Below are 19,103 nucleotides of genomic sequence, written 5' to 3' on the forward strand. Positions count from 1 at the left end.
TCATGTTCAGACGCCTTGTTCGCGGGCCATGTGCCGGGCGATGCGTACTGCATCCCACAACGCTGGCAGGATCACCAGCGACACCGGCACCGCGGTAATGACAATGAAGGACTGCAGGGCCGTCACGCCGCCTGCGCCGATGGTGATCAGCACCACCGCTGCCAGGCCCATGCCGATGGCCCAGAAACCGCACAACCATTTCTTCGGCTTATCGTTGCTGGACATCGCCAGCGCCACGGTGAAGGCCATGGCGTCGCCATTGGTGGCCACCGAGATGAAGCTCAAAAACAGGAACAGCGCGCTGATCAGGCCACCCAGTGGCAGGTTCTGCGTCACGCCCAGCAGCAAGTCTTCGGGCTGGGTGCCATGGGCGGTGACGATGCCTGGCGTTTGCAGTTCCAGGCCGATACCGGTGCCACCTACCACGGTGAACCAGAACATGGTCACCAGCGGCGCGATGATCGACAGTGTCATGATGATCTCGCGAATGGTGCGGCCCCGCGAGATCCGCGCGACGTACAGTGCCACCATGGGCGCGTAGCCGATGAACCAGCCCCAGTAGAACACCGTCCACCAGTCCAGCCACTTGGGGTCGGCGCGGAACATCGCCATCGGGATGAAGTGTTCCACATGCAGGGCGAAGGCCGCCGGGAAGCCGCCGAGGATGAACAGCGTTGGCCCGAACACCACCATGAACAGCGCCAGGGCGATCATCAGCCAGACGTTGATCTCGCTGACAAAACGAATGCCTTTGAGGCCCACCAGGCACGAGACGGTATACATGGCCGTGACCAGGACAATGGTCAGCGACTGGGTGAAGATGTCGTTGGGCAAGCCCCACACCGCATGCATCGCGCTGCTGATCTGCAGGCCGAGGAAGCCGATCGGGCCAATGGTACCGGCCACCACGGCGATGATCGAGGAGGCGTCGGCCAGGGTGCCGATCGGGCCTTTGAGCGCCCGCTCGCCGAACAGCGGGTAAAGCAGGGTGCGCGGCGCCAGCGGCAGGCCTTTGTCGTAGTGCAGGTGCATCAGCACGATCGCCAACAGGCTGCCCAGCACAGCCCAGGCCAGAAAGCCCCAGTGCACGAACGATTGCGCCAGTGCCGCAGTGGCCGCCGCTTCGCTGTGCGGTTGCAGGCCGGCGAAGAAGGGGGGCGGGCTGGCAAAGTGCATCATGGGTTCGGCAGCGGCCCAGAAGGCGCCGCCACCTGCCAGCAGGGCGCACATGATCACCGCGATCCAGTTGAAGGTGCTGATGTCCGGGCGCTGGGTGACGCCGCCCAGGCGCACGCGCCCGCATCTGGAAAAGCCGATGAACAGGCTGACGGCGAAGGTTGCCAGCATCAGCACTTGCCAGTAGAGGCCAAAGAACCTGGTCGACCAGGCGAACAGGGTATTGACCAGCGCCGACACGCTGTCGATGTCGATCAGCGCCGCCAGCAGGAAAGCACCGAGGAACCCGCCGCTGATCACGAACAGCGGCCAGTCGATGTCGCGTGCCATTGGCAGGCCAATGGCCTGGCCCTCAGCCTGCAGGGTGGTTGGGTTTTTCATGAAGCCTCCGGAACCTGCGATTGTTGTTATTGTTGATGCTGTCCGTGCAAGGGGCTCAGGCCTGTGCCGTGGTGGCGGTCTCCAGCAGGCGCAACCAGTTCAGCCCCATGATGTTGGCCACGTCCTGTTCGGCAAAGCCACGGGCGCGCAGGCCCTGGGCGATGTTGCCGAAGTCGCGGCTGTCGCGGAACCACTGCAAGGGCGCCGGCCAGTTGGCGTTGTCCTTGGAGCCTTCGCCGTAGTCTTTGTCCTTGCTCCAGCGGCCGTTGCGCATCCACTCCAGCACGGCCAGCGGTTGCGCCTGGCACAGGTCGGTGCCAATGCCGATGTGCTCCGCGCCCATCAGGTCGGCGGTGCGCGCGACCATGTCGCAGAAGCTTTCCAGGCTGCAGCCCGAGGCACCCTTGAGGTGGAACGGGTAGGTACTGAAGCCCAGCAGCCCGCCGGACGCTGCGATCGCGCGCAGCACCGCATCGGACTTGTTGCGCTTGGCGGCATGGAAGCTGGCCGGGTTGGCGTGGGAGATGATCACTGGTCGGCTAGACAGCTCGATGGCCTCCAGGGTGCTGCGTTCGGCGCTGTGGGACATGTCGATGAGCATGCCGACACGGTTCATTTCGGCGATCACCTGGCGGCCAAAGCGGCTGATGCCGTTGTCTTCACGCTCATAGCAGCCGCTGGCCAGCAGGCTTTGGTTGTTGTAGGTCAGCTGCATGACGAACACCCCGAGCTGGCGGAAGACTTCCACCAGGGCGATGTCGTCCTCGATCGGCGAGCAGTTCTGGAAGCCGAAGAAAATCCCTACCCGGCCTTCCTCGTGCGCCAGGCGGATGTCGCTGGCCGTGCGCACCGGGCGGATCAGCTCGGGCCAGGTCTCGAAGCGGCGGTTCCACTCGCCCAGGCGCGACAGGGTTTCGCGGGCGTTCTCGTGGTAGGCGATGGTCGCGTGCACCGCGCTCAGGCCACCGGCCTGCATCTGCTGGAATATTTCCGGGCTCCAGTTGGAGTACTGCAGGCCGTCGATCATCAAGAGGTCGTGCATGGCGTGTACTCCTTCAGGGCCGCAGGTAGGTGGTCTTGACCACGGTGTAGAAGTCACGGGCGTACTGGCCCTGTTCCCGCGGGCCGAAGCTCGAGGCTTTGCGGCCGCCGAATGGCACGTGGTAGTCGGTGCCGGCGGTGGGCAGGTTGACCATCACGCAGCCGGTCTGGGCACGGCGCTTGAATTGGCTGGCGTGGCGCAGCGACTGGGTGATGATGCCGGCAGTGAGGCCGTATTCGGTGTCGTTGAGTGTGGCCAGTGCCTCTTCGAAGTCGCGCACGCGGATCACGCAGGCGATGGGGCCGAATACTTCCTCGCGGTTGATGCGCATGTCGTTACGGCTGTCGATGAACAGCGCCGGGCGCATGTAGTAGCCGTCGCTCTCCAGTTGCAGGCGTTCGCCACCTTCTATCAGGGTGGCGCCTTCGGCCTGGGCCAACTGCAGGTAGGCCAGGTTCTGTTCCAGCTGGCGTGCGTCGGCTACCGGGCCGATCTGCACGCCGGCCTCCAGGGCATGGCCGACCTTGAGCTGGCGCATGCGCAGGCGCAGGGCCTCGACGAAGCGGTCGTGGATGGCGTCGCACACGATCAGCCGCGACGACGCGGTGCACTTCTGCCCGGTGCCGAAGAAGGCACCGTTGAGCGCGCATTCAACGGCCAGTTCAAGGTCGGCATCGTCCATGACCACCAAGGCATTCTTGCTGCCCATTTCCAGCTGGCAGCGCACCAGGTTACCTGCGGTGGCGACCGCCACGCGCCGGCCAGTCTGCAGCGAACCGGTGAACGTCAGGGCATCGATGTCGGCGGACTGCACCAGAGCCTCGCCGACATCGGCGCCGCTGCCCATCACCAGGTTGAAGGTGCCGCTGGGCAGGCCCTGGCGGCTGATGATCTCGGTGAGTGCCCAGGCACTGGCCGGCACCAGGTTGGCCGGCTTGAACACCACGGCGTTGCCGAAGGCCAGGGCCGGGGCGATTTTCCAGGCGGCGGTGGCCATGGGGAAGTTCCACGGGGTAATGATGCCCACCACACCCACGGGTTCGCGATGCACTTCGATGTCGACCCCAGGGCGGACCGAAGCGGCGGTTTCGCCCATCTGGCGCAGTACTTCAGCAGCGTAGTAATGGAAGAACTGGCCGCTGCGGTTGACCTCGCCGATGCCTTCGGCCAGGGGCTTGCCTTCTTCTCGCGAGAGCAGTTCGCCGAGCTCTTCCTTGCGGGCTATCAGTTCGTCGCCAATGGCCATCAGGATTTGCTGGCGGGCTTCCAGGCCGCTGGCGGCCCACAGCGGTTGTGCGGCGCGGGCGGCCTGAATGGCCTGGCGGGCCTGTTCGGCGCTGGCCTGATGGTACTGGCCGATGAGGTCGCCGGTGTCCGAGGGGCTGTAGTTACCCAGGGTGGTGGTGCCTTCGCACCACTGGCCATCAATGTAGTTGTTGTAGGTCTTGTGTGACATGGATGAACGCCTCTGTTTGCATGGCAATCATCATGCGAGCAATATGCAGCAAATAAAAATTAATAAAAAAAATGCTTTGATAAGGAAAGCTAACCATGTTGCCTGAGCTGAAGATCGCCCAGTTGCGCTACTTCGTACTGGTCGCCGAACTCAAGAGCTTCCACGCGGCCGCCCGCCAGGCCTTCCGTACCCAACCGGCGATATCCCTGGCCGTGCGTGAACTGGAGCAGAAGCTGGGACAGGCCCTGGTCGAGAAGGGCGGGGGGCGGGTAGAACTGACACCCTTCGGCGAGCATTGCCTGCCGTTGTTTCGCGGCTTGATCGAGCACCATGACCGTATCGCCCGTGAAGCCACGTTGCTTGCCCGGCATGAAATCGGCCAGGTCAGCATCGCCACCGTGCCTTCGGTGGCCAGCCGCATGCTGCCAGGGCCGTTGGCCCGCTTTGTGGCCGCGCACCCGAACGTGCAGGTCAGCATCCAGGATGGCAGCGCCGAACGTGTGCAGCAGTTGCTGGCGCAAGGGCAGGTGGATTTCGGCATCAGCAGCCTGTGGATGGACGATGAACAGCTCGAATTTGCCCCGATCGTGAACGATCAGGTGGGCGTGGTATGCCGTAGCGACCACCCGTTGGCGCAGGCGGGTGATCCGCTGCATTGGGCGCAGTTGCAGGGCGTGCCGATGATCCGCAATGGCACCTCGCAATTACTCGCAGGCACCGAGGCCGAGGGTTTGCTGACGCACAGCCGGCTGTTCATCTCCAACATGATTTCGTTGATCGCCATGCTGGAGGAGGGGGTAGGGATCAGCACCTTGCCCTACCTTGCCTTTCCGCAGGAGAACGACAAGTTGGCTTTTGTACCGCTTGTGGAGCCCAAGGTAGAGCGGCATATCGGCATGCTCACCCGCAAGGGGCGCAGCTTGTCACCTGCGGCGGGGGCTTTGATGGCGTTTCTGCAGGTGCAACTGGCGAAAGCCGGCTGAGCCTTCGCCTCATGGCATCCCGGGCTGGCTGGTGCAGGCCGCCATGTCTTCCAGAAAAGCCTGCAGGATGGGCGGGCGTGAGACACCGCGCCGGGTAACCACCTCGAAGGGTGAGCTGAGGTCCAGCGTGCTGGCCCCCAGGCGGCGCATTTCGCCCGTCTTGACCCACTGCTCGGCAAAATGCTCGGGCAGGAAGCCGATGTAGGCGCCGGAGATGATCAGGATCGCCGCTGCCTCGATGTTCTCCACCGTTGCGTCGGCCTTGGTGATGCCCAATTGCTCCAGGTCGTACTGCTGCATGTAGCCGCGCACCACGATTCGGCTCTGGCGCACGTCTTCCATCAACCGGCCATTCCCCGCATTACTGGCGAACAGCGGGTGGCGCCGGCCACAGTAAAGCCCCAGGGCCTCGTCATACAGCGGCAGATAGGACAAGCCCGCTACGCGCAACGGGAAGTGGCCGATGGCCAGGTGCAGCCTGCCATCCAGCACGCGCTCTTCGAGCTCAGCCGGTGCACCTATGTAGATGTGCAGGTGGGCATCGTGCCCGCGTGAAACAAAGCGTTGGGTGGTGCGCGGTAGTGGCGAAACGGGGTCGGTCAGGGTGGAGTCGATGATGCCCAGGTTGAGCTTGCCGCTGATGTGCTGCTTGAGTACGTCGGCGTCCAGGCAAAAGCTCTCCACGGCACTGAGCAGGCGCAGGGTTGCCTCATGGATCGCCACCCCTTGTTCGGTGAGGCGAAAGCCGCTGCGCCCGCGTTGGCACAGCTTGACCCCCAGGCGGGTTTCCAGGTGCGTCATCTGTTCGCTGATGGTCGACTGACCGGCATTGAGTGCAGCCTGCGCCGCAGAAAAGCCGCCACAGCGGACGATAGTGGTGAATACCCTGAGCAGCTTCAGGTCGACATCGTGGAGCTGGATCACCGTGGTCTCCCGGCCGGGCCTCACATCGCCAGTGCTGATATGAGCGCCCGTGCATTGTTCTTGTTGTGCAAGCTAACCATGAGTGCCAGGCCGCTGCAATGCCTGGCGTTGTCCGCCCACGTTGCCTGCGGATACATCGGAAGGCGCGATGTATGTATCTGCACTTGCGCATTTTTCCCTGCCTGCGTGGTTGCCATAGTGGCTGCAACGGTGGTCGAGCAGTCGCCCCGTCTCCTGACATAGAACAAGAAGTGGAGAAAGCAGAACATGGCAAAACACGGTTACGAGTCCGGCCGCCTGAACCTGCCCTTCGTGGGCCATTGCACGTTCGCCAAGGCGCCGGTGTGCACCGACTGGGAGGCCATCGACGCCGATGTGGCGATCCTGGGTGCACCCAACGACATGGGCACCCAGTGGCGCTCAGGGGCGCGTTTCGGGCCGCGTGGCATTCGCGAGGCATCCACCCTGTTTTCCTTCGGCCATGCCGGTGCCTACGACTTCGAGGATGACGCTACCTACCTGACCGAAGACCAGGTACGCATGGTGGATGTGGGTGATGCCGACATCGTGCACACCGACATGGTCAGCAGCAACGCCAACATCGAGGCGGCCGTAAGGCAGATCCTCGCGGCGGGTGCCATGCCGGTGGTACTGGGCGGTGACCATTCGGTGCATGCCCCGGTGATCAAGGCGTTCGAAGGCCATGGGCCGATCCACATCGTGCATTTCGATGCCCACCTGGACTTCGTCGACGAGCGCCATGGCGTTCGCTACGGCCACGGCAGCCCACTGCGCCGCGCCTCGGAGCTGGATCACATCGTCGGCATGACCCAGATGGGCATCCGCAACGTGTCTTCGTCCAACCGGGACGACTACGACGCCGCTCGCGAGGCCGGCTCGCAGATTCTTTCGGTACGTGACGTTCGCCGGCTGGGCTGTGAAGGCGTGCTGGCGAAAATTCCGGAAGGGCGCAACTACTACATCACCATCGACATCGACGGCTTCGACCCGTCCATCGCCCCGGGCACCGGCACGCCGAGCCATGGCGGCTTCCTTTACTACGAAGTGCTGGAAATCATCCAGGCGCTGGCCAAACGCAGCCACGGCCGCATTGTCGGCATGGACCTGGTCGAAGTGGCCCCGGCCTACGATCCCACCGGCATGACCTCGATCCTCGCCGCACAACTGCTGATGAACAGCATCGGCTTCATTTTCCACGCGCGCGCCAAAGCCCGCTGACCCGGAGATTGTACTGTGGACAACAAGGTTAAAGCCTACTTGCAGGCCTTTGGCGTATCCGAGGCAACCCAGCGTTTCCTCAGCAAGCCGCAGCGCATGTTCATCGCAGGTGCCTGGCTGGAGGCCAGCGACGGTGGCAGCGCCGAGGTCGTCGAGCCCTCTACCGAAGGCGTACTGACGCGCATCCCCATGGGAACTACGGATGATCTCGACCGTGCCGTGCGCGCCGCGCGTGCGCAGTTCGATGGTGGCGCCTGGAGCCAGCTGAAACCGCTGGAGCGCGAGCGCCTGATCCATCGCCTGGCCGATCTGGTCGAAACCCATGGCAACGAACTGGCGCAGATCGAAGCCATCGACATGGGCAAGTCGGTGGTCCAGGCGCGTGCTGTGGATATCCAGGGTACGGTCGATACCCTGCGCTATTTTGCCGGCTGGGCCAGCAAGATTCATGGCCGCACCGTCGAGCCTTCGTTGCCAGGCAATTACCTGGCATACACCCGCAAGGAAGCGGTGGGTGTGGTCGGCGCAATCGTGCCATGGAACTTCCCGCTGCAAACCATGGCCTGGAAACTGGGCGCAGCGCTGGCTACTGGCTGCACCGTGGTGGTCAAGCCGGCGGAGCTGACCTCGCTGTCGGCACTGCGCTTTGCCGAACTGGTACAGGCGGCAGGCATTCCGGACGGTGTGGTGAATATTGTGACCGGGCGCGGCAGCGTGGTCGGCCAGGCGATGTCCTGCCACCCGGGTATCGACAAGCTGAGTTTTACCGGCTCTACGCCTGTGGGCTGTACGGTCGGCAAGACGGCGATGGACCAGATGAAGCGCCTCACCCTCGAACTGGGCGGCAAGTCGCCGGTGATCGTGTTTGCCGATGCGGACATCGAGGCGGCCGCGCAAGCCGTGGCCAACGGCGTATTCTTCAATTCCGGGCAGGTGTGCGACGCCGGCACCCGTGCTTATGTCGAGCGCAGTGTCTACCCAGCATTCCTTGACGCGCTGGCGCGCTACACCGCGACGTTGAAGATTGCTCCGGGGCTGGACCCTGACTGTTTCATCAGCCCCATGGTGTCGCAGCAACAGCAGCAGCGGGTGCTGGACTACATCGCCTTGGGCAAGGCCGAAGGCGCGCAGGTGCACTATGGCGGTGAACCGCTCGACGGCCCGGGCTTCTACGTGCAGCCGACCATCTTCGCCCACTGCCGGAATGACATGCGCGTCGTCCGGGAGGAAATCTTTGGCCCGGTGTTGGTCACCCAGCCGTTCGATACCCAGGAGCAGGCCCTGGCCCTGGCGAACGACTCGCTGTTTGGCCTGGCCGCGGCGATCTACTCCAACGACCTGGGCAGGGTGCACGGGCTGATCCCGCTGTTGCGTGCCGGCACCGTGTACGTCAACGCCCACAGCACCCTCGACCCGGCCATGCCGTTCGGTGGCTACAAGCAGTCGGGCTACGGCAAGGACCTGGGCGCGGAACAACTGGAGTTTCTGCTGGAGACCAAGGCGGTCTGGATCACCTTGCCCTGAGGTTCAGGGCCGGCCTGCGTCGCTGAGGTTTGGCGAGCGATGCAGGTTCAATCAAGCATCGAATTTCAAGAACAAGAACCTGTCGAGGTGATGCCGATGAACAGCCAAGTTGATGTAGAGCGTGCGCAGGACCTGGAAAGGCGCCTGTGCGCCTACGAGGAGCTGGAGAAGAGGGCGCAGTGGCCAGGCGCCTTGAGGGCGACTGACCTGGCCGCTCTTGCCTTGCTGGTGCTGGTGATGATTGCTGGCGCGTACTACCTGGGAGGCCAGCCATGAGCGCCTCCCGCGAGCAGGAGTTTCGCCTGGGTGCGGAACGTGGCGACACCCCCTTGCTGCCCAGTGAGCGGGTCTGGGGCTTCTGGGGCTTTGCCTACGCCAACTCGGCGCTGGCGGTGGCCACCTGGGTATTCCTGATAGGCGGCGCCACGGCGCTGTTCGTCGGCCCTTTGCAAGGGATTGCGGCGATCATCATCGGCAATATCATCGGCGTGGTCCTGGCTGCCTCGTCCACCTGCCTGCCCTGTGGCAAGTACGGCGTCGAGCAGTTCACCTTCCTGCGCAGCATGTTCGGCCTCAATGGCAGCCGCCTGGTCTACTTCCTCTCGGTGGTGGTGCTGACCATGGGTTGGCTGGCGGTGCTGGGGCTAATGTGCGGGCGGGCGTTGGACAACCTCGAAACCTTGGTGCAACAGCGCCAGCCCGGCGGCGACGGTTGGCTGGTGACTGCCGGGGCCTTGCTGGCCATTGTGCTGGCAGCGCTGGTTGCCATGCGCGGGCCAGACATGATCCGCCGCCTGAGTGCGGTGATCGCGCCCAGCCTGATCCTGATCATGCTGGCGCTGATGTACTTCATTTTCCGCCGCTACAGCCTTGACGAACTGCTGGCCATGCCGCCCTTGCAGCCACCATTCGAAAACCCGCACGTCAACTTCATGGTCGCGGTGGAAATCAACATTGCCGCAGGCTTTTCCTGGTGGCCCTACATCGGCAACCTGTCGCGACTGTGCAGCAACCAGCGTACGGCCTTCTGGCCCAACCTGGTGGGCATCTTCGGTGCCGCCTCGCTGGGTGAGTCGGTCAGCCTGTTCGCGGCCACCACCCTGGGCAGCAGCGACCCCACGGCCTGGATGCGTCTGGCCGGTGGCATGGGGTTTGGCGTCATCGCCCTGAGCTTCCTGGCGCTGGCCAACCTGACCGGCATGGTCAACATCCTCTACACCGCGGTGATCGGCTTGCGCCAGTTGGCAGGCGAGCGTCTGCGCAGCGTGGGCTGGGGGGTATTGATCGCGCTGTTCTGCATCATTCCGGTGGTTATCGTGGTGCTGATGCCGGGGATTTACGATGGCTTCTTCATCTTCCTGGTGTGGACCTCCGCGCTCAACAGCGCCCTGGCCGGTATCGGCATAGCCGATTACTTCTTCCTGCGCAAGCAGCGCCTGAACCTGCGGACTATCTACAGCGAACAACACGGGTCGCCCCTGCGCTACTGCAAAGGTTTCAACCCCATCGCACTGGTGGCGCTGGTGGCAGGCTTCGCGGTCTACGTGGTGGTGTTCAACCCGCAGACACTGGCCCACACCGACTTCTTCACCTTCGTCACGGCCTCGCTACCGTCCTGCCTGCTGGCCGGGCTGGTGCACTACGGCCTGACCCGGCTGCTGGCAGCACGCCTGGGTTGGGGCGCCTACCCAAAGGGTAATGAACGCAACACCGAGGCTGTTGGCCTACGCGCACAGGACTAGAACAATGACCAAGCGATACGACTACATCATCATCGGTGCGGGCTCGGCCGGCTGCGTGTTGGCCAACCGCCTCAGCGAAGACGCTGGCACTTCGGTGCTGGTACTGGAGTTCGGCGGCAGCGACCGCAGCGTGCTGATCCAGATGCCCAGTGCGTTCTCCTTGCCGATGAACACCAAAAAGTACAACTGGCACTACGAAACCGTGGCCGAGCCGCACCTGGACAACCGGCGCCTGCACTGCCCACGGGGCAAGGTGCTGGGGGGGTCGTCCTCGATCAATGGCCTGGTCTACATCCGTGGCCATGCCTGTGACTTCGACGAGTGGGAAAGCCTTGGGGCAAAGAGCTGGAGCTACCGCAATTGCCTGCCGTATTTCAAACGTGCCGAGCAGTACAAGTTTGGTGGTGACGACTACCGGGGTGGCGCGGGGCCGCTGTCCACCAACAACGGCAACAACATGCAGAACCCGCTGTACGGCGCCTGGGTCGAGGCCGGTGCCGAAGCCGGCTATATCAAGACCGACGACTGCAACGGCTACATGCAGGAAGGATTTGGCGCCATGCACATGACGGTCAAGGATGGTGTGCGCTGGTCCACTGCCAATGCCTACCTGCGCCCGGCCATGAGCCGGCCGAACCTGACCGTGATCACCCATGCCATGACCCGGCGCATTTTGCTGGATGGCAAGCGGACGGTGGGGGTGGAGTATGACCAGGGCGGACAGACGCACAAGGTCATATGCAACCGTGAGGTGCTGGTGGCGTCTGGCCCGATCGGCTCGCCCCACCTGCTGCAGCGCTCCGGAATCGGCCCGGCAGCAGTGCTGAAAAGCGCTGGCATCGAGGTGCGCCACGACCTGCCAGGGGTGGGCGAGAACCTGCAGGACCACTCGGAAATCTACATCCAGTATGCGTGCAAGGAGCCGGTAACCCTCAACGGCAAGATGAACCTGCTGGGCAAGGCCCTGATCGGCTTGCGCTGGCTGCTGTTCAAGGACGGCCTGGGAGCCAGCAACCACTTCGAGGCGGGCGGTTTCATCCGCTCGTCCAAGGGCCTGCGCTGGCCAGACATCCAGTTCCACTTCCTGCCAGCGGCCATGCGCTATGACGGCGACAAACCGTTCAAGGGGCACGGCTTCATGGTGCTGACCGGGCCCAACAAGCCCAAGAGCCGGGGCCATGTGCGGGCGCTGTCGGCCGACCCGTACCAGCACCCGCAAATCCGCTTCAACTACCTGGAGAGCGAACAGGACCGCGAGGGCTTCCGCCGCTGTGTACGGCTGACCCGCGAGATCATCGCCCAGCCGGCCATGGACCGTTACCGCGGCGAGGAGCTGGCGCCCGGGCCGCAGGTGCAGACCGACGAAGAAATCGACGCCTTCGTGCGCGCCAACATGGAAAGCACCATGCACCCGTGCGGCTCTTGCCGCATGGGCGAGGATGACATGGCGGTGGTCGACTCGGCGTTGCGTGTACGCGGTTTGCAGGGGCTTAGGGTGATCGACTCTTCGGTGTTCCCGAGCGAGCCCAATGGCAACCTCAACGCGCCGACCATCATGCTGGCCGAGCGCGCTGCCGACCTGGTTCGCGGGCGCCAGCCGCTGGCGCCGGTGGATGTGCCGGTTGGCATGGTGGAGGGCTGGGAGGAGCAACAACGTAGCCGCAAACCCGTGCGCGAGATGCCTGTCCGTTAAATAGCCGGCTGACGCGGTCCTGCACGGACCGCATCAGCCTGGCGGACTGAATGCGCTCCATTGGAATGATTTCGATACATGTCGGGCAAGTACAACGCTGGTGATGCCTTGGGCAGTTCACCGGCCTGATTCACACAAATATATGGAGTGACTTCTTTACAGCCGATACAACGCCTGTTCGCTAGAACCCCGCTAACTAGCGGTATTGGCGCTTGGCACAGACCTTGCTCCCCACCTTGCACTCGCTCGGCGCTGGACGTTTTACATCCGGTACCGAGGGTTGAACTTGTGACGTTATAAAAACAATTAAACTAGCAAGGTACATAACAATGAATAACTTGCCGCACGGTCACTGCCCGCCTGAAGGTGACGCACACGAACTCAAACGCAACCTGTCCAACCGCCATATCCAGCTGATCGCCATTGGCGGTGCCATCGGCACCGGCCTGTTCATGGGCTCTGGCAAGACCATCAGCCTGGCCGGGCCCTCCATCATCTTTGTCTACATGATCATCGGCTTCATGCTGTTTTTCGTCATGCGTGCAATGGGCGAGCTGTTGCTGTCCAACTTGCAATACAAATCATTCATCGACTTTGCTGCCGACCTGCTGGGGCCGTGGGCGGGATTCTTTACAGGTTGGACCTACTGGTTCTGCTGGATTGTCACCGGCATTGCCGATGTGATTGCCATTTCTGCCTATACACAATTCTGGTTTCCGGACATGCCGTTGTGGATACCGGCGCTGACCTGCGTCGGGCTGTTGCTCACGCTGAACCTGATGACGGTCAAGATGTTCGGGGAAATGGAGTTCTGGTTCGCCATGATCAAGATCGTGGCCATTTGCGCCCTGGTCTGCACCGGCTTCTACATGGTGGCGGCGGCCTATCAGTCGCCTGTCGGGCATACCGCAGCGCTGGCCAACCTGTGGAACGACGGCGGGATGTTCCCCCACGGCGCCATGGGCTTCTTCGCGGGCTTTCAGATTGCGGTGTTTGCTTTCGTCGGCATCGAACTGGTGGGCACCACCGCGGCCGAAACCAAAAATCCGGAGCGCAATCTGCCAAGGGCGATCAACTCGATTCCCGTGCGCATCATCGTGTTCTATGTGCTGGCGCTGATCGCCATCATGGCCGTTACCCCTTGGCGTGAAGTGGTGGCCAACAAGAGCCCCTTCGTCGAGTTGTTCGTGCTGGCCGGCCTGCCGGCAGCCGCAGGCATCATCAATTTCGTGGTACTGACCTCGGCCATGTCGTCTGCCAACAGCGGGGTATTCTCGACCAGCCGCATGCTCTACGGCCTGGCAAAGGATGGTGATGCACCTGGCAAATTCGGCGCGCTGTCTCGCCGTGCCGTGCCTTCCAATGGCCTGATGTTTTCGTGTGTGTGCCTGACTGGCGGGGCGCTGGTGATCTACCTGGTGCCGAACATGCTCGATGCCTTCACCCTGATTACCACGGTATCGGCACTGCTGTTCATGTTTGTCTGGTCGATCATCCTGCTGTCCTATCTGGCGTACCGCAAGCAGCGCGACCCGTTGCACCAGGCGTCGAAGTACAAGATGCCGGGCGGCACCGTCATGTGCCGGGTATGCCTGGCGTTCTTCGCCTTCATCCTGGCATTGCTGGCCCTGGAGGCCGACACCCGCATGGCGTTGTATCTGGTGCCGGTGTGGTTTGCCGTGCTGGGCCTGTCGTACCGCGCCATCCGCCAGAAAAAACAGGCGACAGCGCAGTTGTCGTTTGACGCTGACTGATCGGCACAGTCATGTATTGCCCAAGGGGACGGCGCGCGGCGCTGTCCCCTTGTTGTCTTTTTGCCAGGCAGGGATTTTGGCTAAGGAGCTTAGATGAGAATCCACGTCAACTTTGTCGACCGTGTCGGCATCACCCAGGAAATCCTGTCGCTGCTCGGGGCGCGGAACCTCAACCTGGACGCGGTGGAAATGATTCCGCCCAACGTCTACATCGATGCCCCGACGCTGTCCCCGGTCGTGCTGGATGAACTGTATGCCGCCCTGTTGGGGGTGGACGGTGTGCAGGAGGTATCGCTGGTCGACTTTCTGCCCGGCCACCGCCGGCGCTTGCAACTGGAGGCCTTGCTGGCTGCCATGAGCGACCCGGTGCTGGCAGTGGACCCCACTGGCCATGTGCTGCTGGCCAACCCCACACTGGTCAGCCTGGTGGGCCACGAGCCGGCTGGCGAGCCGTTGAGCAAACTGTTTGCCGAGCCGAACCTGGCGCAGAACCTGATCGACAAGGGCTTTCGCCTGCCCATGTGCGAGGTGAGCTTTCAGGACCAGTCCCTGCTGCTGGAGGCCACGCCCATCAGCGGCGGCGCCGAAGGCCTGGTAGGGGGCTTGCTGACCCTGTATCCACCCAGTCGCATCGGCGAGCGCCTGGCTTCGCTGCTGCATGACAACGGTGAGGGGCTGGTGGCATTGCTGGGGGAATCGGCCGCGCTGCAGGCGCTCAAGGCGCGCTTGCACAAAGTTGCAAGCCTGGAGGCGCCGCTGCTGATCCAGGGCGAAACCGGAACGGGTAAGGAGCTGGTGGCCCGTGCCTGCCATGCGCTAAGTGCCCGGCGCGATACCTCCTTCCTGGCGCTGAACTGTGCGGCGCTGCCCGAAAGCCTGGCCGAAAGCGAGCTGTTCGGCTACGCCGCTGGGGCCTTTACCGGCGCCCAGCGCGGTGGCAAGCCGGGCCTGTTGGAGCTGGCCGATGGCGGTACGGTGTTTCTCGATGAAGTGGGCGAGATGTCGCCCTACCTGCAGGCCAAGCTGCTGCGCTTTCTCAACGACGGCAGTTTTCGCCGGGTGGGGGGCGGCAACGAGGTGCGGGTGAATGTGCGGGTGGTCTGTGCCACCCACCGCAACCTGGAAAACATGGTGATGGAGGGCAGTTTTCGCGAAGACCTGTATTACCGGCTTAACGTGCTCAACCTGAAGGTGCCGCCCCTTCGCGAGCGCGGCAAGGACATTCTGCTGCTGGCCGAACACTTCCTGCGCCAGGCCTGCACGCAGGTACAGCGATCGCCGTGCCGCCTGGCGCTGGCCACCCATCCGCTGCTGCTGGGCAATCGCTGGTCAGGCAATGTGCGCCAGTTGCAGAACGTGATTTTCCGCGCTGCGGCGATCAGCGAAGGTGAGGTAATCGACTGCGATGACCTGGAATTGGCCGGCACTGCGTTGAATAGCCAGCAAGCCGAAGGCGTGGAAATCGTCAGCCTGGAGGCGGCCGTGCAGAGCTTTGAAAAGGCCTTGCTGGAAAAGTTGTACGAGAGCTACCCCTCGACCCGGCAACTGGCCGTGCGCCTGCAGACTTCCCATACGGCCATCGGTCAGCGCCTGCGCAAATACGGCATCGCCAGCCGGGTCTCGTAGCGGACCCGGTTTGAATACGCTCCACTGGAGTGATTGCGCTCCGTCTTGCTGTGGCGCCCGCATTCAGTGGCCGACCCCACAAGCTGTGATCGCCGGACGCTGGGGGTGGAGCGGATACGCTCCGGCGCAGTTCCTTCGAAGTGAGCGATAGTTGTACGTAAGATACTGATAAATATAGAGAAAATAGAGTTGGCATCGCGATTGCTCTTGTACTTGGCAGTCCCGCGCAGGGACCCACCCGATAACAAGAGAGGAAATTCCATGAGCACTCTGCGTTTTACGCCCGAACACGAATGGCTGCGTCTGGAAGCGACCGGTGAGCTGACCGTCGGCATCACCAGCTATGCCCAGCAGGCCTTGGGTGACGTGGTGTTTGTGCAACTGCCGGAGCCTGGAGAATACGGGGAGGGCAACGAAGTGGCGGTGCTCGAGTCGGTAAAAGCCGCCAGCAACATCACCATGCCCGTGAAAGGCACGGTGGTGGCAGTCAACCAGGCACTGGCCGACGACCCAGAGCTGATCAACGCCTCGCCGATGGAGGACGGCTGGTTCTTCCGTATCCAGGCCAGCAATCTTGCCGACCTCGACACCCTGATGGACCAGGACGGTTACGACCGTTTCCTGGCCGAACACGCCTGAACCGGGGTGGCAGCCATGAACAAACCGTATATCCCGCTGGGCACCCTTGATGAGTTCGTCGCCCGTCATATTGGCCCGCGCGAAGGCGATATCGAGGCCATGCTGGCGCTGACCGGCCATGATTCGCTCGATGCGCTGATCGACAGCGTCATCCCCGCCAGTATCAAGGGCAGCAGTGTACTCGAGCTGACCCCGGGGCAGGGCGAAGCAGAGGCTCTGGCCACACTGAAGGTGATTGCCGCGCGCAATCAGCTGTATCGCAACCACATCGGCCAAGGCTATTACCCTTGCCATACCCCGCCCCCAATCCTGCGCAACCTGCTGGAGAACCCGGCCTGGTACACCGCGTACACGCCGTACCAGCCCGAGATTTCCCAAGGCCGCCTGGAAGCGCTGCTGAACTTCCAGACCCTGGTCAGCGACCTGACCGGTATGCAAATCGCCAACGCCTCGTTGCTCGATGAAGCCACCGCTGCCGCCGAGGCCATGACCTTCTGCAAGCGCCTGGCGAAGAACAAAGCCCCGGCGTTCTTTGCTTCCCGTCATTGCCATCCGCAAACCCTCGACGTGTTGTGTACCCGTGCGCGGCCATTGGGTATCGAGGTGGTCATCGGGGATGAGGCGACGCTGGGTGGCCAGCCCCTGGACGGCTATTTCGGCCTGTTGTTGCAGTACCCGGCCAGTACCGGTGAAATCGTCGATCACCGCGCCTTGGTGCAATGCGCCCATGCAGCCGGTGCGCTGGTTTCAGTATCCGCAGACCTGCTGGCCCTGACTTTGCTGGCGCCACCGGGGGAGTGGGGGGCCGATGTGGTCATTGGCAGCGCCCAGCGCTTTGGGGTGCCACTGGGTTTCGGCGGCCCGCATGCGGCGTACTTTGCCACCCGCGACGCATTCAAGCGCGACATGCCCGGCCGTCTGGTCGGTGTGTCCATCGACCGCTTCGGCAAACCGGCACTGCGCCTGGCCATGCAGACGCGCGAGCAGCATATCCGCCGCGAGAAAGCCACCAGCAACATCTGCACCGCGCAGGTGCTGCTGGCCAACATTGCCAGCATGTACGCGGTTTACCACGGCCCCCAAGGCCTGGCACAGATCGCCCGGCGGGTGCACCGCCTGACGGCGATTCTGGTGCAGGGGTTGCGCCAACTCGGGCATCAGGTCGAACAGGCACACTTCTTCGACACCTTCAGCGTGCTGACCACCCGGCCGGTGGCCGATGTGCTGGCTGCGGCCAACGCTGCCCGGTTGAACCTGCGCCTGATCGACGACGTGCGGGTTGGTGTGGCGCTGGATGAAACCTGCGAGCAGGAGAGCGTCGAGGCCCTGTGGCAGGTGTTCGCCGCCGCCGGGCAGGCGCTCCCGGACTTCGCTGCTTTGGCTGTCGACGGTGCCGACTGCCTGCCGCGGGTGCTGCTGCGTGACACGCCTTTCCTGCAGCACCCGGTGTTCAATCGTTACCACTCTGAAACCGAACTGATGCGCTACCTGCGTCGCCTTGGCGATAAGGACCTGGCCCTGGACCGCAGCATGATTGCCTTGGGCTCTTGCACCATGAAGCTGAACGCCGCCAGCGAGATGATCCCGATCACCTGGCCCGAGTTCGGCGCCCTGCATCCGTTCGCCCCGGCCGGCCAATCGCTGGGCTACCGGCAGCTGACCGACGAGCTGGAGGCCATGCTGTGCGCGGCCACCGGGTATGACGCCATGTCGTTGCAGCCCAACGCCGGGTCCCAGGGCGAGTACGCCGGGCTGCTGGCCATTCGCGCCTACCACGCCAGCCGTGGCGAGGCCGGGCGTGATGTGTGCCTGATCCCGTCGTCGGCCCATGGCACCAACCCGGCGACGGCGCAGATGGCCGGCATGCAGGTGGTAGTAATCAACTGCGATGAGCGCGGCAATGTCGATGTGGCCGACTTGCAGCAAAAGGCCGAGCAACACAAGGCCAACCTGGCGGCCTTGATGATTACCTACCCTTCGACCCACGGAGTATTCGAAGACGGCATCACCCGTATCTGCGAGATCATTCATGAGTGTGGCGGCCAGGTGTACCTGGACGGCGCCAACATGAACGCCATGGTCGGGCTGTGTGCGCCCGGCAAGTTCGGTGGCGATGTCTCGCACCTGAACCTGCACAAGACCTTCTGCATTCCCCACGGTGGTGGTGGCCCCGGGGTCGGCCCGATCGGGGTCAAGGCGCACTTGGCGCCGTTCCTGCCGGGGCACGGCCACCTGCCGAAGCAGCAGGGTGCGGTCAGTGCGGCGCCGTACGGCAGTGCCAGTATCTTGCCGATCACCTGGATGTACATCCGCATGATGGGCGGGGCAGGGCTCAAACGTGCCTCGCAGCTGGCGATCCTTAGTGCCAACTACGTTGCCCGCCGGCTAGAGGAACACTACCCGGTGCTGTACACCGGAGAGAACGGCCTGGTGGCCCACGAGTGCATTCTTGACCTGCGCCCGCTCAAGGACAGCAGCGGCATTGGGGTTGAGGATGTGGCCAAACGGCTGATCGACTTTGGCTTTCATGCCCCGACCATGTCGTTCCCGGTGGCCGGCACGCTGATGGTCGAGCCGACCGAAAGCGAGTCCAAAGAGGAACTGGACCGCTTCTGCGCCGCGATGATCTGCATCCGCGAAGAAATCCGCGCGGTGGAAAACGGCACAGTGGACAAGCTCGACAACCCGTTGAAGAACGCCCCGCACACCGCCCGCGAACTGGTCGGTGACTGGGCCCACAGCTATAGCCGGGAACTGGCGGTGTACCCGCTGGGCGACCTGCGCGAAAGCAAGTACTGGCCGCCGGTGGGGCGCGTGGACAACGTCTATGGCGACCGCAACCTGGCCTGCGCCTGTCCGCCGCTGTCGAGCTATCAAGACGCCTGACCCTGCAGGCCCGGAGCCGCTCCGGGCCATATTTGCCG

General features: G+C 63.3%; 14 protein-coding genes. 10 read left to right on the forward strand and 4 right to left on the reverse strand.

The window, feature by feature from the left end; all coding sequences use genetic code 11:
• Positions 1 to 6: 6 nt before the first annotated feature.
• From P0Y58_13855 to P0Y58_13865, 3 genes are read right to left on the reverse strand one after another with little or no spacing between them, the layout of a single operon-like run.
• The gene (locus P0Y58_13855; protein ID WEK33221.1) at positions 7 to 1,557 is read right to left on the reverse strand and encodes a BCCT family transporter; all 1,551 of its coding nucleotides are present in this window, start codon (positions 1,555 to 1,557) and stop codon (positions 7 to 9) included.
• Positions 1,558 to 1,612: 55 nt separating this feature from the next.
• The gene (locus P0Y58_13860; GenBank protein ID WEK33222.1) at positions 1,613 to 2,599 is read right to left on the reverse strand and encodes a dipeptidase; all 987 of its coding nucleotides are present in this window, start codon (positions 2,597 to 2,599) and stop codon (positions 1,613 to 1,615) included.
• Between the two features lie 13 nt (positions 2,600 to 2,612).
• Complete coding sequence (locus P0Y58_13865) at positions 2,613 to 4,055, reverse strand: aldehyde dehydrogenase family protein (GenBank protein WEK33223.1); 1,443 nt, start codon at positions 4,053 to 4,055, stop codon at positions 2,613 to 2,615.
• Positions 4,056 to 4,150: 95 nt separating this feature from the next.
• On the opposite strand from P0Y58_13865, the gene P0Y58_13870 reads away from it, so the two are divergent.
• Positions 4,151 to 5,038, forward strand: coding sequence for a LysR substrate-binding domain-containing protein (locus tag P0Y58_13870; GenBank protein ID WEK33224.1), 888 nt, complete (start codon positions 4,151 to 4,153; stop codon positions 5,036 to 5,038).
• Positions 5,039 to 5,047: 9 nt separating this feature from the next.
• Here P0Y58_13870 and P0Y58_13875 read toward each other — a convergent pair whose 3' ends face one another.
• On the reverse strand, positions 5,048 to 5,962 hold the full coding sequence (locus P0Y58_13875; GenBank protein WEK33225.1) for a LysR family transcriptional regulator: 915 nt from the start codon (positions 5,960 to 5,962) through the stop codon (positions 5,048 to 5,050).
• A 267-nt stretch (positions 5,963 to 6,229) separates the two neighbouring features.
• Between P0Y58_13875 and speB the strand changes: the two genes are divergently transcribed.
• From speB to gcvP, 9 genes are all read left to right on the forward strand, one after another.
• Positions 6,230 to 7,201 (forward strand): agmatinase, encoded by a 972-nt coding sequence (gene speB / locus P0Y58_13880; protein ID WEK33226.1) that lies wholly within the window; start codon positions 6,230 to 6,232, stop codon positions 7,199 to 7,201.
• A gap of 15 nt (positions 7,202 to 7,216) precedes the next feature.
• Complete coding sequence (locus P0Y58_13885; GenBank protein ID WEK33227.1) at positions 7,217 to 8,725, forward strand: aldehyde dehydrogenase family protein; 1,509 nt, start codon at positions 7,217 to 7,219, stop codon at positions 8,723 to 8,725.
• 96 nt (positions 8,726 to 8,821) lie between these two features.
• Positions 8,822 to 9,001, forward strand: coding sequence for a hypothetical protein (locus tag P0Y58_13890; protein WEK33228.1), 180 nt, complete (start codon positions 8,822 to 8,824; stop codon positions 8,999 to 9,001).
• On the forward strand, positions 8,998 to 10,467 hold the full coding sequence (locus P0Y58_13895; GenBank protein ID WEK33229.1) for a cytosine permease: 1,470 nt from the start codon (positions 8,998 to 9,000) through the stop codon (positions 10,465 to 10,467). Before P0Y58_13890 ends, P0Y58_13895 begins: the two co-directional genes overlap by 4 nt.
• A gap of 4 nt (positions 10,468 to 10,471) precedes the next feature.
• Positions 10,472 to 12,160 (forward strand): choline dehydrogenase, encoded by a 1,689-nt coding sequence (betA, locus tag P0Y58_13900; protein ID WEK33230.1) that lies wholly within the window; start codon positions 10,472 to 10,474, stop codon positions 12,158 to 12,160.
• 329 nt (positions 12,161 to 12,489) lie between these two features.
• On the forward strand, positions 12,490 to 13,914 hold the full coding sequence (cycA, locus tag P0Y58_13905; GenBank protein ID WEK33231.1) for a D-serine/D-alanine/glycine transporter: 1,425 nt from the start codon (positions 12,490 to 12,492) through the stop codon (positions 13,912 to 13,914).
• A gap of 93 nt (positions 13,915 to 14,007) precedes the next feature.
• On the forward strand, positions 14,008 to 15,540 hold the full coding sequence (locus P0Y58_13910) for a sigma-54-dependent transcriptional regulator (protein WEK33232.1): 1,533 nt from the start codon (positions 14,008 to 14,010) through the stop codon (positions 15,538 to 15,540).
• A 261-nt stretch (positions 15,541 to 15,801) separates the two neighbouring features.
• A complete protein-coding gene (gcvH, locus tag P0Y58_13915) occupies positions 15,802 to 16,179 on the forward strand; it encodes a glycine cleavage system protein GcvH (GenBank protein WEK33233.1) in 378 nt (125 codons plus the stop codon).
• Between the two features lie 15 nt (positions 16,180 to 16,194).
• Entirely contained in the window at positions 16,195 to 19,065 is a 2,871-nt protein-coding gene (gene gcvP, locus P0Y58_13920) for an aminomethyl-transferring glycine dehydrogenase (protein WEK33234.1), read from the forward strand.
• Positions 19,066 to 19,103: the final 38 nt, after the last annotated feature.

It is taken from the genome of Candidatus Pseudomonas phytovorans, assembly GCA_029202525.1.
GTDB classification, from domain to species: domain Bacteria; phylum Pseudomonadota; class Gammaproteobacteria; order Pseudomonadales; family Pseudomonadaceae; genus Aquipseudomonas; species Aquipseudomonas phytovorans.

Bases quoted from the DNA above. Each gene is read 5' to 3' on its own strand.
- P0Y58_13855 (WEK33221.1), bottom strand. From the start codon at position 1,557: ATGAAAAACCCAACCACCCTGCAGGCTGAGGGCCAGGCCATTGGCCTG.
- P0Y58_13910 (WEK33232.1), top strand. From the start codon at position 14,008: ATGAGAATCCACGTCAACTTTGTCGACCGTGTCGGCATCACCCAGGAA.
- speB (WEK33226.1), top strand. From the start codon at position 6,230: ATGGCAAAACACGGTTACGAGTCCGGCCGCCTGAACCTGCCCTTCGTG.
- P0Y58_13890 (WEK33228.1), top strand. From the start codon at position 8,822: ATGAACAGCCAAGTTGATGTAGAGCGTGCGCAGGACCTGGAAAGGCGC.
- gcvP (WEK33234.1), top strand. From the start codon at position 16,195: ATGAACAAACCGTATATCCCGCTGGGCACCCTTGATGAGTTCGTCGCC.
- cycA (WEK33231.1), top strand. From the start codon at position 12,490: ATGAATAACTTGCCGCACGGTCACTGCCCGCCTGAAGGTGACGCACAC.
- P0Y58_13865 (WEK33223.1), bottom strand. From the start codon at position 4,055: ATGTCACACAAGACCTACAACAACTACATTGATGGCCAGTGGTGCGAA.
- P0Y58_13870 (WEK33224.1), top strand. From the start codon at position 4,151: ATGTTGCCTGAGCTGAAGATCGCCCAGTTGCGCTACTTCGTACTGGTC.
- betA (WEK33230.1), top strand. From the start codon at position 10,472: ATGACCAAGCGATACGACTACATCATCATCGGTGCGGGCTCGGCCGGC.
- P0Y58_13860 (WEK33222.1), bottom strand. From the start codon at position 2,599: ATGCACGACCTCTTGATGATCGACGGCCTGCAGTACTCCAACTGGAGC.
- gcvH (WEK33233.1), top strand. From the start codon at position 15,802: ATGAGCACTCTGCGTTTTACGCCCGAACACGAATGGCTGCGTCTGGAA.
- P0Y58_13895 (WEK33229.1), top strand. From the start codon at position 8,998: ATGAGCGCCTCCCGCGAGCAGGAGTTTCGCCTGGGTGCGGAACGTGGC.